The sequence below is a fragment of the Lentzea sp. NPDC102401 genome (assembly GCF_044765805.1).
GTDB lineage: Bacteria > Actinomycetota > Actinomycetes > Mycobacteriales > Pseudonocardiaceae > Lentzea > Lentzea sokolovensis.
Map to the genome: position 1 here is coordinate 549,207 of NZ_JBIWKS010000004.1, position 13,486 is coordinate 562,692.

Sequence of the window (13,486 nt, forward strand, 5' to 3'; positions counted from 1 at the left end):
CCGGCCCCCGCGGGGGGGGGGGGCACGCCCCCCCCCCCCCCCCCCCCCCGGGGGCGGGCCCACACCACCCCCCCCCCCCCCCCCCCCCCCCGGGGGGGGGGGGGGGGGGGGCCCCCCCCCCCCCCCCCCCCCCGACCCGTAAGCCCCACGTAACCCCCGACCGGGGAACACCCCTCACCCGGAAATGGTTGGATCCACACGTGAGGCACTTCGACCTGGTCATCATCGGCACCGGCTCCGGCAACAGCATCCCGACGGAAGCCATGGCAGGCTGGCAGATCGCCATCCTGGAAAAGGGGACCTTCGGTGGCACCTGCCTGAACGTGGGCTGCATCCCCACAAAAATGTTCGTCCACACCGCAGACCAGGCCGCAGCCCCGGCCAACGCCAAAAAGCTGGGCGTCGACGCCACGCTGGACGCGGTCCACTGGCCAGAAATCCGCGACCGCATCTTCAACAGGATCGACCCGATCGCCGAAGGCGGCCGGAACTGGCGCGCCAACGAGAACGCGAACGTCACGGTCTACGAAGGCACCGCACACTTCATCGACGCGAACACGATCGACACGGGTACCGGCGAGACCATCACCGCCGACCGGGTCGTCGTGGCAGCGGGCAGCCGCCCCACGATCCCGGACATCGCGGACCTGGACACCACGGGCTTCCACACCAGCGACACGATCATGCGCCTCGACGAGCTCCCCGAGAGCCTGGTCATCGTGGGCAGCGGCTTCATCGCGTCGGAGTTCGCGCACGTGTTCAGCAGCTTCGGCGTCGAGGTCACGCTGATCGCCCGCTCGAACCTGCTCCTCCGCCACGAGGACCTGGAGATCGCCACCCGCTTCACGGACATCGCGAAGCAGAAGTGGAACGTCCTGCTCAACCGCAAGACCACCCGCGCCGAGAAGACGCCCACCGGTGTGAAGCTCCACCTGGAAGGCCCCAACGGCGAGGAAACCGTTGAGGCACAACAGCTCCTCATCGCCACGGGCAGGCAGCCCAACAGCGACCTGCTCCAGGTCCAGAACGCCGGCCTCGACACGCACGCGGACGGACGCGTGAAGGTGGACGAGTACCAGAAGACGTCCCAGCCGCACATCTACGCCCTGGGCGACATCAGCTCGGACTACCAGCTCAAGCACGTCGCGAACCACGAGGCCAAGGTGGTCCGGCACAACCTGCAGCACCCGGACGACCAGATCAGGAGCGACCACCGCTTCGTGCCGGCCGCCGTGTTCTCCAGCCCGCAGATCGCGAGCGTCGGCCTCACCGAGGAACAGGCCAAGGAAAAGGGCATCCGGTACGTCACCGCGAGCCAGGCCTACGCGTCCATCGCGTACGGCTGGGCGATGGAGGACACGACCGGATTCGCGAAGCTGATCGCGGACCCGGCCACCGGGCAACTCCTCGGCGCACACATCATCGGCCCGCAGGCGTCGACGGTGATCCAGCCGCTGATCCAGGCGATGAGCTTCGGTCTGGACGCCAAGTCCATGGCACAGGGCCAGTACTGGATCCATCCGGCGATGCCGGAACTGGTCGAGAACGCGTTGCTGAACCTGCCGCTGGACTGAAGTCCTTGAACGACAGGACTTCTGCCGCTGCCGCGAACGGCGATCTCCGACCAGGATGCAGCGATGACAGACAAAGTCCTCGTCGCCTACACCTCTGAAGTCGCCGCCACCGACGAGATCGCCCAGATCATCGGCACCGAACTCGCGGGCTGCGGGCTGAGAGTCATCGTGCTCCCGGTCACCGCGGCCGAAACGCTGTACGGGTTCGGTGCCGTGATTCTGGGTGACGCCGCCACCCGCGATGCGCATCGGTTCGTGCGGCGGCACAAGGTTTCCCTCAAACACACGCCCGTGTGGCTGTTCCACCGCGGCACTGCCCCGGCACCGAACGACGTCATGCGCATGGCCCGGAAGCTCAACGCCCACGGGCCGATCAGCTTCGGCGGCGACGCACCGGACTGGGACCGGGCGAAGGCATGGGCTCGTTACCTCGCCGACCAGCTCACGGTGCTGCACCGCGGGTTCGTCTCCAACTAGGCCTGCTGGATCCGGACGGTGTTGCCCGCCGGGTCGCGGAAGACGCAGTTGCGCACGCCCCACGGCTGGTCGGCGGGCTCCTGCACGACGTCCGCGCCACCGGCCTGAAGCTTGTCGAACGCGCCTTCGAGATCGGGCGTGGACAGGTTGATGAACCCGTACGAGCCGTTCTCGATCATCTCGTTGATCGCGGTGCGCTGAACGTCCGTCAACCCGTCGGCCATGGCCGGCGGTTCCAGCACCACGGCAGAGCCGGAGCCGACGGGCGCGACCGTGATCCACCGCATCGTGCCCTGGCCGACGTCGGCGCGGACCTCCCAGCCGAGCAGGTCGCGGTAGAACGCGAGCGAGGCGTCGGGATCGGTGTGCGGGAGGAACGTGGTGTGAATGCTGATGTCCATGGCCGTAACGCTAGGACCAGCGAGAACGCGCCGCTTCTCGATTCCTGACCGACTGGCTGGCTAGACGTACCTGGGACGCCCGGCGATCATGCCCAGCACGGTCAGTGCGGCCAGCAGCACCAGCTGCAGCGTCAACGACACGGTCCAGGTGCCGGTGGCCTCACGCAGCACACCGAACGCGAACGGCCCGGAGGCCGCGATCAGGTAGCCGATGCTCTGCGCCATGGCCGACAGCCTGGCTGTGTCCGAAGTGGACTTCGTGCGCAGCGACATGATCAGCAGCGCCAGCGGGAACATGCCCATGCCGAACCCGATCAGCACCACCCAGAGTCCGGGCGCGGCGGCGGGCGCCACCAGCATGCCCAGAATCCCGGCGGACGACAGCACTCCCAGCGCCAGCACCACCGGCGCCTGGCTGGAGAACCGGGCGGCGATCGGCGGCACGAACAGGCTCACAGGAACGCTCAGCAGCATCGAGCCGGCGAGCAGCATGCCGGCGGTGTTCCGGTCGACGCCGGAGTCGACCAGCATCGCGGGCAGCCAGCCCATGACGGTGTAGGCGAACAACGACTGCAGGCCGAAGAACACCGTGATCACCCACGCCAGCGGGCTGCGCAGCAACGACCGCTTCTCGACCGGGGCAACCGACCGCACCACCGAAGCCGCCTCACCGTGCCGTGCCGCGGCGAACCACACGACCACCGCACCGGCCGACAACAACGCCCACGCGCCGACGGCCGGCCGCCAGGAGCCGAGCCAGTCCTCCAGCCGGGGAGTCAGCGCCGCGGCCACAGCCGCACCAGCGGCGAGCGCTCCCGTGTACACGCCGGTGATCAGGCCGACCTTGTCCGGGAAGGACGCCTTCACCACCACCGGGATCAGCACGTTGGACACCGCGATGCCCGCGCACGCGATGAAGGTGCCGCCCAGCACGACCCACGGACCGTCGATCACGCGCAGCACCAGGCCGAGCGTGAGCACCCCCAATGACAGTCCGATCGCACGAGCCATGCCGAGGCGGCGACCCAGCCAGGGGGCCGCGAAGGCCGCGAAGCCGAAACAAAGCGCCGGAACGGCCGTCAGCGCACTGGTCCAAGCGGCCGAAACCCCAAGGGCGGCGCGGACATCACCGAGCACCGAGGCCAGACTGGTCACCGCAGGGCGGAGATTCGCGGCAGCGAGGGCGACCCCGATCGCGAGCAACGCGGACCCGACCAGCGGAACGTGACGATTCATGACGACCGTCACCCTGCGACCTGGATCGGTGGCAGTCTGTGCGGCAAGAGTCGTCTGCTTCATCGTCACGGGCACCACTATCGCAGACGTAGGATGTTCGGATGAAAGGATGACGCTGTGCCGTTGGCCACTACCCGACGGGCGGGCCTCGTCGACCAGGTGATCGAGCAGATGCGCAGCGCGATCACGACTGGTGAATGGCCCGTCGGGCAGCGCATCCCGCCCGAACCCGAGCTGGTCACCGCGCTCGGGGTGGGCCGGAACACGGTCAGAGAGGCCGTGCGCGCGCTTTCCCACGCCGGACTGCTGGAGGTGCGGCAGGGCGACGGCACGTTCGTCCGCGCGACCAGCGAGCTCTCCGGTGCGGTCCGCCGCATGTGCGGGACGGAGCTGAAGGAGGTGCTCCAGGTCCGCCGCACCCTCGAGATGGAGGGCGCGCGCTTGGCCGCGAAGCACCGCACGGACGCCGAGCTGGCGCGCCTCACCGAGTTGCTGCAGAAGCGCGACACGGCGATGGAGGCCGAGCAGTGGGCCGAGGTGATCGAGCACGACACCGCGTTCCACGTGCTGCTCGTGCAGTGCTCGCACAACGCGCTTCTAGCCGAGCTCTACCAGGGCTTGACCGAGGCCGTCAAAGCTTCGGTGGCGGCCTCTGTCGACACCAGCCAGCCTGGTACCGACCAGGTGTCGCACACCGGGCTGCTGCACGCGGTCCGGGACGGTGACCAGGAGAAGGCGGCGATCGAGGCAGGCGGTTTCTTCGAGGAGCTGATCGAGAAGTTCTGCTGAAACGCGGACAAAGGCTGTCCGCATGAGCTCATAGCGTGGGGGCCATGGAGATCACGCCGTTCCGCATCGAGATCCCGCAGACCGACGTCGACGACCTCCGCTCGCGCCTGAACACCGTGCGGTGGCCCGAGGAGGACCTGCCCGGTGTCGGCTGGTCCTACGGCATCCCGCTGAGCTACCTGCGCCCGCTGGCCGAGTACTGGCGTGACGGGTTCGACTGGCGCGCGCAGGAAGAGCGGCTCAACTCCTTCCCGCAGTTCACGACCGAGATCAGCGGGCAGCGCATCCACTTCCTGCACGTCCGCTCGAAGAACCCGGACGCGACGCCGTTGCTGCTGATCCACGGCTGGCCTGGCTCGTTCGTCGAGTTCCTGAACGTGATCGGGCCGCTGTCCGAGGACTTCCACCTCGTCATCCCGTCGATCCCCGGCTTCGGCTTCTCGGGCACGGTCCGCAAGCCCGGCTGGAACGTCCTGCGCGTCGCGTGGGCGTTCGCGAAGCTGATGGAGGGCCTGGGGTACGACCGCTACGGCACTCAGGGAGGCGACTGGGGTTCCGGCATCGCGCAGGAGATCGGCCGGGTGTTCCCCGAGCAGGTCATCGGCGTGCACGTGAACATGCTGCAGACGTTCCGGCCGCAGGGCGTGAACGACCTGTCGGACGAGGAGCTGCGGTCACTGGAGTCGCTCGACCACTACCAGAAGGAGCTCTCCGGCTACATGCACCTGCAACGCAGCCGGCCGCGCACGCTCTCCTACGCGCTGACGGACTCGGCTGTCGGGCAGCTCGCGTGGATCGCGGAGAAGTTCCACGACTGGACGGACAACGACGGCGCACCCGAGGACGCGGTGGACCGCGACCAGATGCTGACCAACGTGTCGATCTACTGGTTCACCGGCACGGCGGGCTCGTCGGCGGCGCTGTACAAGGAGCAGTCGGCGACCTGGGGTCAGCAGCAGCCTTCGACCGTGCCTACCGGTGTCGCGGTCTTCCCGCACGACCTGAGCCTGCCGGTGCGGTCGCTGGCGGAGAAGATGATCCCGTCGATCGTGCACTGGACGGAGTTCGACCGCGGCGGCCACTTCGCCGCGATGGAGGAGCCGGACCTGCTGGTCCAAGACATCAGGAAGTTCTTCGATTCGCTGTGAGCACAACACTCTCGAACCGCACCCTCAACCGCACGCTGCTCGCGCGGCAGATGCTGCTGGAGCGGACGTCCATGCCGATCGTCGAGGCCGTCGAACATCTCGGCGGACTCCAGGCCCAGGCGCCGATTCCGCCGTACCTCGCGCTCTGGACGCGGCTCAAGCCGTACAAGGTCGACGCACTGAGCAAGCTCATCATCGACCGCTCGCTGGTGCGGATGACGTTGTGGCGCGGCACGTTGCACCTGATCTCGGCCAACGACGTGTACCTGATGCGCACGGCGTTGCAGCCGGAGCTCAACAAGTGGGCGAAGATCGTGATGCCGCCCGCCACCCGCGTCGAGATCGACCTCGACAAGCTGGCCCGCATCACGCGCGAGTACATCGACGCCGAACCGCGCACGGTCGCGGAGATCGGCGCGCACCTGGAGGAGCACTTCCCCGGGGCCAAGGCGCGCGAGATGTCCACGCAGGCGCAGATGCTGGTGCCGATGATCCAGGTACCGCCACGCGGGATCTGGGGCGTGGGCGGCGTTCCGCAGAACGTCGCGATGGCCTCATGGCTCGGGCGGGAGCTGCCGTCCGAGGCCGCCGTGCCGGAGCTGATCAAACGGTACCTGCGGGCGTTCGGACCGGCGACGCTCGCGGACATGCAGGCCTGGTCGCGGTTGATCGGGCTCAAGGCGCACGCGGCGGACCTCGACCTGGTGGAGTACAAGAACGAGGACGGCAAGGTGCTGCTCGACGTGCCGGACGGCGTGATCGTGTCCGAGGACGTGCCGGCACCCGCACGGCTGCTGCCCGCGTTCGACAACGTGTTGCTGGGTCACGCCGACCGGAAACGGATCATGAGCGAGGACGCGCGGTCGCGGTGGGGCGCGGTGCGCAACGGCGTGTTCCCGCCGACGTTCCTCGTGGACGGGTTCCTGCGCGGCACCTGGAACGTGGTGGAGAACAAGGACGCGGCGACGTTGACGATCGAGCCGTACTTCAAGACCACGAAGAAGGACATGGCCGGCGTCATCCGCGAGGCCAAGGCGGTGTTGAAGGTGATGTCCCCCAAGAAACCGCACGTGATCCTGACTCCCTAGACCACCTGCCTGATCACGTCGAGAGTCGCGGTGATGGCGGGCCTGCGCGAGGCCTGGGTCCGCCACACCGCGTGCAGCCGCCTCGTGGGCGTGGGCCGCAACGGCACGGCCGTGACGCCGTCCGGCACCTCCTCCCTGCCGAGCCGCGGGATCAGCGCGACACCGATCCCCTTGGCCAGCAGGGCCATCTGCGTCCGGTACTCGCTGATCCGGTACGCCACCACGGGTTCGATGCCCGCGCCGTGGAACGTCCGCTCCAGCCAGTCGAAGCAGATCGACCCCTCGGTCTGGCAGATCCACCGCTCGCCGGCGAGGTCGACGGGTTCGAGGAACTCCTTGCGCGACAACGGGTTCGCGTCCGGGATCAGCACCTCGGCGACGTCGTCCCCGATGAAGACGCGGGACAGCGACTCCGGCACCGGAAGTGGCGTGTTCGCCCAGTCGTGCACGATCGCCAGGTCGAGCTCGCCGCGGGCGACGGCCTCGGTGGCGTAGGGCGGGTCGATCTCCGTGAGCCGCACGTCCAGGGCGGGGTGCTGCTCGGCCAGGCTCACCAGCACGTCGGGCAGCAGGCCGCGCGAGGCCGTGGCGAAGGCGCCGATGCACAGGCGGCCGATCGCGGCGCCGCGCTGTTCCTCCAGCGCCACCTCCGCCTCCTCGACCAGCTTGAGGACCTGGGCGGCGGTGTCGGCGAGCAGGCGGGCGGCGTCGGTCAGGCGGACGCCACGGCCGTTGCGTTCCAGCAGCGTGGTGCGGGTTTCGCGTTCGAGTTTCGCGATCTGCTGCGAGACGGCGGACGGCGTGTAGCCGAGCACGTCCGCGGCGGCGCCGACCGTGCCGTGCACGGCGATGGCGTGCAGCGCCTTCAACCTTCCCAGATCGAGCATGTAGCAATGCTAAACCCATCAGCTTAGAAAGCGGAACTGGTGCTAAATAGTTAGCGGGCGCAAGCTTGGATCCATGAGTCCCCGTCACCTCCTGCTCGCCGTGCTGGTCGCCGCCATCTGGGGCTTCAACTTCGTCGTGCTCAAGGTCGGCCTGGACGAGTTCCCGCCGATCCTGTTCTCCGCGCTGAGGTTCCTCGCGGCGGCGGTGCCCGCGCTCTTCTTCGTCGGCAGGCCGTCGGTGCCGTGGCGCTGGATCATCGCGGTCGGGCTGGTGCTGGGCGTCGCGAAGTTCAGCTTCCTGTTCATCGGTCTCAAAGCCGGCATGCCGTCCGGGTTGTCGAGCCTGGTGCTGCAGAGCCAGGTGATCTTCACGACCGTGTTCGCGGCGATCGTGCTGCGCGAACGGCCGAAGCCCGTGCAGATCACCGGCATCGCCCTGGCCGTCGCGGGCATCGGGGTGATCGCCTGGGACTACGGCCTCTCGTCACCGCTGCTCGGGTTCGCGCTGATCATCGCGGCGGCAGCCTGCTGGGGCGTGTCGAACGTGCTGATGCGATACGCGCGGCCCGCGGACACGTTGCGGTTCATGGTGTGGGTGAGCGCGGTGGCGGTGCTGCCGTTGTTCGCGCTGTCGGCACTGACCGAGGACATGAGCGCGCTCGGCCGCCTGGACTGGAGCGGGGCGGCCGCCGTCGGGTACGTCGCGTGGATCTCGACGTTGCTCGGCTTCGGCATCTGGGGATTCCTGCTGCGCCAGTACGAGTCGTCCGTCGTGGCGCCGTTCTCGTTGCTGGTGCCGGTGTTCGGGATGCTCTCGGCGTGGGCGTTCCTCGGCGAGGACCTGAGCGGACTGCAGGCGGCGGCCGGTGGCCTGGTGCTGGCCGGACTGGCTATTCCGCTGCTGCTGGGGCGCCGGGCGGCACGAACGGAAGTCCTGCCGGGGCCCCTCGTTCCAGCAGGTCGATGACGGCCAACGTGTCGAGGTGATCGGCGACCAGGTCGCCCAGCAGGTCCAGCTGGGCCTCGCGGGCGGCCTGGAAGCTCACGTCACCCGGTTCGAAGTCGCGGCCCGCGCGCTCGGCCGCCCAGCGCAGGAACCTCCGGCGGAACGCGTCGTTCTCCAGCAGGCCGTGCCAGTGGGTGCCGATGATCCTTTCGGTCTGGGCGCCTTCCGTTCCGATCAACGGCTCCTCGGTGCTGCGGACGACCTGCCCGTGGTGGATCTCGTAGCCGGTGACGGGTTCGTCCCACGCGGTGCCCGACGGCGTGGCGAGGGTCTTGCGCGGCTGGAAGCGGATGTCGACGTCGAGCAGGCCGAGTCCGTCGACCGTGCCGTTCTTGGACTCCACGTCGTCCTCGATGTGCTTCGACAGCATCTGGAAGCCGCCGCAGATGCCGAGAACCGGACCGTCGAACCGCTGGATCGCTTGCGCCAGGCCGGTTTCCCGCAGCCACGCGAGGTCGGAGACCGTGGCCTTGGAACCCGGCAGCACGACCAGGTCCGCGTCGGCCAGCCTCGACGGCTCCGTCACGAACCGCACGGACACGCCGGGCTCGCAGGCCAGTGCCTCGACGTCGGTGGCGTTCGAGATGCGCGGCAACCGGATCACGGCGACCCGCAGCCAGTCCTTCACCGGAGGCTGCGGCCTGCCGATCACGCCGTCCGCGTTGTAGGACAACGAATCCTCGGCGTCGAGCCACAGTTCCTCGCGCCACGGCAGCACGCCGAGCACCGGCCGTCCGGTCAGCGCTTTGAGCTGGTGCAGACCCGGTTCGAGCAGTCGCGCGTCGCCCCGGAACTTGTTGACGACGAAGCCGGAGATCAACGCCTGGTCCGCCGCGTCCAGCACCGCGACCGTGCCGAAGAGGTGCGCGAACACACCGCCGCGGTCGATGTCGCCGACGACGAGCACCGGCAGGTTCGCGTTGACGGCCAGTCCCATGTTCGCGATGTCGTTGGGGCGCAGGTTGATCTCGGCCGGCGAGCCCGCACCCTCGCAGATGACGACCTCGTGGTCCCGCCGCAGCCCGTCCAATGTGGACAGGACGGTGCCGAGCAGCTGCTGTTTGCGTTCGCGGTAGCTCAGCGCGGAGACCTCACCGACCGCCTGACCGAGCACGACGACCTGGGACGTGCGGTCGCTGCCCGGCTTCAGCAGCACCGGGTTGAACCTGACGCTCGGCTCCTTGAACGCCGCCCGCGCCTGCACCGCCTGAGCCCGCCCGATCTCGCCACCGTCGAGTGTGACGAACGAGTTGTTCGACATGTTCTGGGCCTTGAACGGCACGACGTCAACGCCCTGGCGTGCCAGAAAGCGGCACAGACCGGCCACCAGGACGCTCTTGCCCGCGTCCGAGGTCGTCCCACAGATCAACATCGCGCCCCGCATGGACGCCAATGCTGCCATCATCACCCCCATGCTCACCGTCGTGCTCATGCACAGCCCGTTCCTCGGCCCGTCGAGCATGCGCCCGCTCGCCGACGAACTGGCCTCCGACGGGGTGGCCGTCCTGCTGACCGACCTGCAGATGACGATCAACGAGGCACCGGTGCACCAGCGGCTGATCGGCGCCTTCTCCGACGCCCTGGAGGACTCCGGCGTCGGCGGCCCGCTGGTGCTCGTGGGCCACAGCGGCGCGGGCCCGTTGCTGCCGTGCTTCGCCGACGCCCTCGAAGTGGAGGTGGCGGGCCTCGTGTTCCTCGACTCCGACCTGCCGACGCCGGGCAGGTCGTGGCGCGAGACCGTCGATCCCGCCCTCGTGAACAAGGTCAAGGCGTCCGTGCGGGACGGCAAGCTGCCGCGCTGGGACCGCTGGTTCGACTCGGACCCGCTGAAGCTCGTGCCCGCCGGCCTGCGCGAGGAGATGCGCGACGAGGCGCCCGAGGTGCCGTGGGAGTTCCTGAAGGAGACGCGCCCGAGCGTCGAGTGGTCCGGGGCGTGCGGGTACGTGCAGCTGTCTTCGGCCTACGACGCCGCGGCGGCCGAGGCCACCGAACTCGGCTGGCCCGTGGAGCGTCTGGAGTCGCACCACCTGGCGGCCGCGACGTCGCCGTCGGCTGTCGCGGCCGCGCTGAAGGCAGTGATCAGCACACTGTGAGGATCTCCGAGCCGGTCTCGGTCACGACGATCGTGTGCTCGAACTGAGCGGTCCAGCTCTTGTCCTTCGTGGTGACGGTCCAGCCGTCGTCCCACATCTCGCCCTCGTAGTCGCCGAGGGTGATCATCGGCTCGATCGTGAACGTCATGCCGGGCTCCAGCACGGTCTTCACCGACGGCTCGTCGTAGTGCAGGACCACGAGCCCGCTGTGGAACGTGCGGCCGATGCCGTGTCCGGTGAAGTCGCGCACGACGCCGTAGTTGAACCGGTTCGCGTACGCCTCGATGACGCGGCCGACGACGTTGAGCTCACGGCCGGGCTTCACGGCCTTGATGGCGCGCATCGTCGCCTCGTGCGTGCGTTCGACGAGGAGCTTGGCCTCCTCGGAGACGTTGCCCGCGAGGAACGTGGCGTTCGTGTCGCCGTGCACGCCACCGATGAACGCGGTGACGTCGATGTTCACGATGTCGCCGTCCTCGACGACCGTCGTGTCCGGGATGCCGTGGCAAATGACCTCGTTGAGCGAGGTGCAGCACGACTTCGGGAAGCCGCGGTAGCCCAGCGTCGACGGATACGCGCCGTTGTCGCACAGGAACTCGTGCGCCACGGCGTCGATCTCGTCCGTCGTCACGCCCGGCACCACGACCTTGCCGGCCTCCTGCAGCGCCTGGGCGGCGAGGCGCCCGGCGATCCGCATGGCCTCGATGATCTCCGGCGTCTGGACCCACGGGTCGGTGCCGCGCTGCGGCGCGGGCTTGTCGACGTACTCGGGACGCACGATGCGCGAAGGCACCTGACGCCGCGGAGATTGCACACCAGGCTGCAGAGGGGCACGAACAGGCATGCGTTCCAGATTAGCCGCCCAGTCGCGTACTGCCCCGAACCTGGTCCTCCGCCCGCGGCTCCGGCACCCGCGGCGCTGGCAGCAGGATGCCCGCCCGGAGCAGGCGTTCACGCATGGTCAGATCTCTGGTCTTGCTCATCACGGCACCGCCTTGAGGAACCTCGCCGCCACGTCCACGGCTGGAGTCGAAGTCTCTCCGCTGAGCACCAAGGTCGCGAACGCGAGATCTCCTCGGTAGCCCATGAACCACCCGTGTGAGTGCACGCCGTCACCGAACTGCGCGGTACCAGTCTTGCCGCGCACGTCCCCGTACGGCTTGAGTTGCGGCGCAGTGCCCGACTCGATGACCTCCCGCATCATCGCGCGCACCGGGTCGAGCGCGGCGATGGGCGGCGCGGCGGGCTGTTTGTCCGCTTTGGTCTCCTTGCCGCGCACCAGTTGCGGCACCGGCATCGAGCCCTTCGCGATGGACGCCCCGACCAGCGCCATGCCGAACGGCGACGAGAGCACCTTGCCCTGGCCGAACGCGTCCTCGGCCCGCTCCACGACGTCGGTCGCGGGCGGGACGGAACCGGTGATCGTGGTGAGGCCCGCGATGTCGAAGTCGACGCCGAGGCCGAGCGACAGGGCGGCGTTCGGCAGCAGCTCCGGCGTCATGTCGACGGCGAGCGTCGCGAACGTGGTGTTGCAGGAGAACGCGAACGCCGAGTGCAGCGGGATCGTGCCCTTGTCGAACTCGCTGGAGTTCGGCACGATCCGCCGGCCGTCGATGGTCGTCTTGCCGGGGCACGGCACCGGGGTGTCGGCGTTGACCTTGCCGGACTGGAGCACTGCCAGCGCGGAGACCGCCTTCATCGTGGAGCCCGGCGGGAAGCGGCCCGTCAGCGCGAGGGCGCCCTGGGCGTCGGCCGGGTCGTTCTGCGCGACGGCCAGGATGTCGCCGGTCGACGGCTGGATGGCCACCAGGATCGCGGGCTGCGTGACCGGCTCGACGGCGTCCTCGGCGGCGGCCTGGATCGCCCGTGACAGCGCGATGGTCACGGCCTTGGCGGGCTCGGGGGCCTTGGAGTGCAGTTCCTCGACCTCGGTGCCCTGCGCGTCGACAGTGCTGATCCGGAAGCCCGCGTTGCCGGCGATGTCGTTCTCGACGAGCTTGCGCACGGCGGGCAGCACCTGGGTGCCGAAGTTGCGGCTCGGTGCCAGCAACGACGTCTGCGAGCTGAACCGCACGCCGGGCAGTTCGTAGATCAGCGGCTTCACGGACTGGTAGTCCGGGTCGCGCAGCGCCGCCACCTGGTAGGCCTGGCCCTCGGGGGTCTTCGCCACGCCGTCGGTGATCGTCTGCTGGGTGATGGCCTTGTCGAGCGGGTTCAGCGCGTCGGCGAGGGACTTGGAGACGGCGGCGACGTCACCGGCCTCCTTCGCGACGAGCATCACCGAGACGACGCGTTCCGGTGCGAGCAACGGCGTGCCGTCGCGGTCGAGCACCGGCGCCGGGTCCGGAGTGAGCTCGGCGAGCTTGACGGACTGCTGCGGGGCGAGCTTCGGGTGCGCCACCGATGACGCCCAGTGCACCTTCCACGTGTCGCCTTCCTGGCGCACGTCGAACTTGGTCGAGTACGTCCAGTGGCGGTTCTTGCCGAGGTTCCAGTCGAGCGTGACGGACGCCTCCGACGCCAGCTCGCCGTTCTTGCGGATCTGGTCGACCTTGCTGCTCAGGCCTTCCGGTTTGAGCGCTCCCCGGAACTTGTCCAGGGTCTCCTTGGCGTCGTTCGGGTTGTCGGTCATCCCTGCGGCACCCTGCACGTCACCGGACGCGAGCTTCGCCAGGAAGTCGTTGGTGATCTCCGGGGCCCCCGGTTCCGACTTGAACAGCCCACAGCCGCTCACCGTCACCAGCACCACCGTGATCGTCGCGAGAAGTCGCACTCGCGCGAGTATGC

General features: G+C 68.9%; 14 protein-coding genes. 7 read left to right on the forward strand and 7 right to left on the reverse strand.

Features of this window, described 5'->3' with window-relative positions; genetic code table 11:
- Positions 1-200: 200 nt before the first annotated feature.
- On the forward strand, positions 201-1,574 hold the full coding sequence (locus ACIRG5_RS17710; protein WP_402905779.1) for a mycothione reductase: 1,374 nt from the start codon (positions 201-203) through the stop codon (positions 1,572-1,574).
- A 63-nt stretch (positions 1,575-1,637) separates the two neighbouring features.
- A complete protein-coding gene (locus tag ACIRG5_RS17715) occupies positions 1,638-2,051 on the forward strand; it encodes a hypothetical protein (RefSeq protein WP_402905781.1) in 414 nt (137 codons plus the stop codon).
- Here ACIRG5_RS17715 and ACIRG5_RS17720 read toward each other — a convergent pair.
- On the reverse strand, positions 2,048-2,452 hold the full coding sequence (locus ACIRG5_RS17720) for a VOC family protein (RefSeq protein ID WP_402905783.1): 405 nt from the start codon (positions 2,450-2,452) through the stop codon (positions 2,048-2,050). The genes ACIRG5_RS17715 and ACIRG5_RS17720 overlap by 4 nt on opposite strands.
- A gap of 60 nt (positions 2,453-2,512) precedes the next feature.
- Positions 2,513-3,688: an MFS transporter gene (locus ACIRG5_RS17725; RefSeq protein WP_402905785.1), complete on the reverse strand. Its 1,176-nt coding sequence runs from the start codon at positions 3,686-3,688 to the stop codon at positions 2,513-2,515.
- 117 nt (positions 3,689-3,805) lie between these two features.
- On the opposite strand from ACIRG5_RS17725, the gene ACIRG5_RS17730 reads away from it, so the two are divergent.
- The 3 genes from ACIRG5_RS17730 to ACIRG5_RS17740 are packed head-to-tail and all read left to right on the forward strand — an operon-like array spanning position 3,806 to position 6,713.
- Positions 3,806-4,477, forward strand: coding sequence for a FadR/GntR family transcriptional regulator (locus ACIRG5_RS17730; RefSeq protein WP_319977510.1), 672 nt, complete (start codon positions 3,806-3,808; stop codon positions 4,475-4,477).
- A gap of 44 nt (positions 4,478-4,521) precedes the next feature.
- A complete protein-coding gene (locus ACIRG5_RS17735; RefSeq protein WP_402905787.1) occupies positions 4,522-5,625 on the forward strand; it encodes an epoxide hydrolase family protein in 1,104 nt (367 codons plus the stop codon).
- Complete coding sequence (locus ACIRG5_RS17740) at positions 5,622-6,713, forward strand: winged helix DNA-binding domain-containing protein (protein ID WP_402905789.1); 1,092 nt, start codon at positions 5,622-5,624, stop codon at positions 6,711-6,713. Before ACIRG5_RS17735 ends, ACIRG5_RS17740 begins: the two co-directional genes overlap by 4 nt.
- Here the strand turns inward: ACIRG5_RS17740 and ACIRG5_RS17745 are convergent.
- A complete protein-coding gene (locus ACIRG5_RS17745) occupies positions 6,710-7,600 on the reverse strand; it encodes a LysR family transcriptional regulator (RefSeq protein WP_402905791.1) in 891 nt (296 codons plus the stop codon). The genes ACIRG5_RS17740 and ACIRG5_RS17745 overlap by 4 nt on opposite strands.
- 73 nt (positions 7,601-7,673) lie before the next feature.
- On the opposite strand from ACIRG5_RS17745, the gene ACIRG5_RS17750 reads away from it, so the two are divergent.
- Complete coding sequence (locus ACIRG5_RS17750; RefSeq protein ID WP_402905793.1) at positions 7,674-8,567, forward strand: EamA family transporter; 894 nt, start codon at positions 7,674-7,676, stop codon at positions 8,565-8,567.
- Here the strand turns inward: ACIRG5_RS17750 and ACIRG5_RS17755 are convergent.
- Positions 8,491-9,990, reverse strand: coding sequence for a cobyric acid synthase (locus tag ACIRG5_RS17755; protein ID WP_402906202.1), 1,500 nt, complete (start codon positions 9,988-9,990; stop codon positions 8,491-8,493). The two genes, ACIRG5_RS17750 and ACIRG5_RS17755, sit on opposite strands and share 77 nt — an antisense overlap.
- Positions 9,991-10,018: 28 nt before the next feature.
- On the opposite strand from ACIRG5_RS17755, the gene ACIRG5_RS17760 reads away from it, so the two are divergent.
- On the forward strand, positions 10,019-10,699 hold the full coding sequence (locus ACIRG5_RS17760) for a hypothetical protein (RefSeq protein ID WP_402905795.1): 681 nt from the start codon (positions 10,019-10,021) through the stop codon (positions 10,697-10,699).
- Here ACIRG5_RS17760 and map read toward each other — a convergent pair.
- Genes map through ACIRG5_RS17775 form a run of 3 tightly spaced genes read right to left on the reverse strand, consistent with a single transcriptional unit; the run spans position 10,686 to position 13,472 of the window.
- Positions 10,686-11,543, reverse strand: a complete 858-nt coding sequence (gene map / locus ACIRG5_RS17765) for a type I methionyl aminopeptidase (protein WP_402905797.1) — start codon at positions 11,541-11,543, stop codon at positions 10,686-10,688. The two genes, ACIRG5_RS17760 and map, sit on opposite strands and share 14 nt — an antisense overlap.
- A 10-nt stretch (positions 11,544-11,553) precedes the next feature.
- The gene (locus ACIRG5_RS17770; protein ID WP_402905799.1) at positions 11,554-11,682 is read right to left on the reverse strand and encodes a hypothetical protein; all 129 of its coding nucleotides are present in this window, start codon (positions 11,680-11,682) and stop codon (positions 11,554-11,556) included.
- Complete coding sequence (locus tag ACIRG5_RS17775; protein ID WP_402905801.1) at positions 11,682-13,472, reverse strand: penicillin-binding transpeptidase domain-containing protein; 1,791 nt, start codon at positions 13,470-13,472, stop codon at positions 11,682-11,684. The genes ACIRG5_RS17770 and ACIRG5_RS17775 overlap by 1 nt, the downstream gene beginning before the upstream one ends.
- Between the last annotated feature and the right edge of the window lie 14 nt (positions 13,473-13,486).

What these genes read in the sequence shown, in the direction of transcription:
- ACIRG5_RS17715 (WP_402905781.1), top strand. Translation starts at nt 1,638, where the DNA reads ATGACAGACAAAGTCCTCGTCGCCTACACCTCTGAAGTCGCCGCCACC.
- ACIRG5_RS17720 (WP_402905783.1), bottom strand. Translation starts at nt 2,452, where the DNA reads ATGGACATCAGCATTCACACCACGTTCCTCCCGCACACCGATCCCGAC.
- ACIRG5_RS17725 (WP_402905785.1), bottom strand. Translation starts at nt 3,688, where the DNA reads ATGAATCGTCACGTTCCGCTGGTCGGGTCCGCGTTGCTCGCGATCGGG.
- ACIRG5_RS17735 (WP_402905787.1), top strand. Translation starts at nt 4,522, where the DNA reads ATGGAGATCACGCCGTTCCGCATCGAGATCCCGCAGACCGACGTCGAC.
- ACIRG5_RS17745 (WP_402905791.1), bottom strand. Translation starts at nt 7,600, where the DNA reads ATGCTCGATCTGGGAAGGTTGAAGGCGCTGCACGCCATCGCCGTGCAC.
- ACIRG5_RS17750 (WP_402905793.1), top strand. Translation starts at nt 7,674, where the DNA reads ATGAGTCCCCGTCACCTCCTGCTCGCCGTGCTGGTCGCCGCCATCTGG.
- ACIRG5_RS17755 (WP_402906202.1), bottom strand. Translation starts at nt 9,990, where the DNA reads ATGCGGGGCGCGATGTTGATCTGTGGGACGACCTCGGACGCGGGCAAG.
- ACIRG5_RS17760 (WP_402905795.1), top strand. Translation starts at nt 10,019, where the DNA reads ATGCTCACCGTCGTGCTCATGCACAGCCCGTTCCTCGGCCCGTCGAGC.
- map (WP_402905797.1), bottom strand. Translation starts at nt 11,543, where the DNA reads ATGCCTGTTCGTGCCCCTCTGCAGCCTGGTGTGCAATCTCCGCGGCGT.
- ACIRG5_RS17770 (WP_402905799.1), bottom strand. Translation starts at nt 11,682, where the DNA reads ATGAGCAAGACCAGAGATCTGACCATGCGTGAACGCCTGCTCCGGGCG.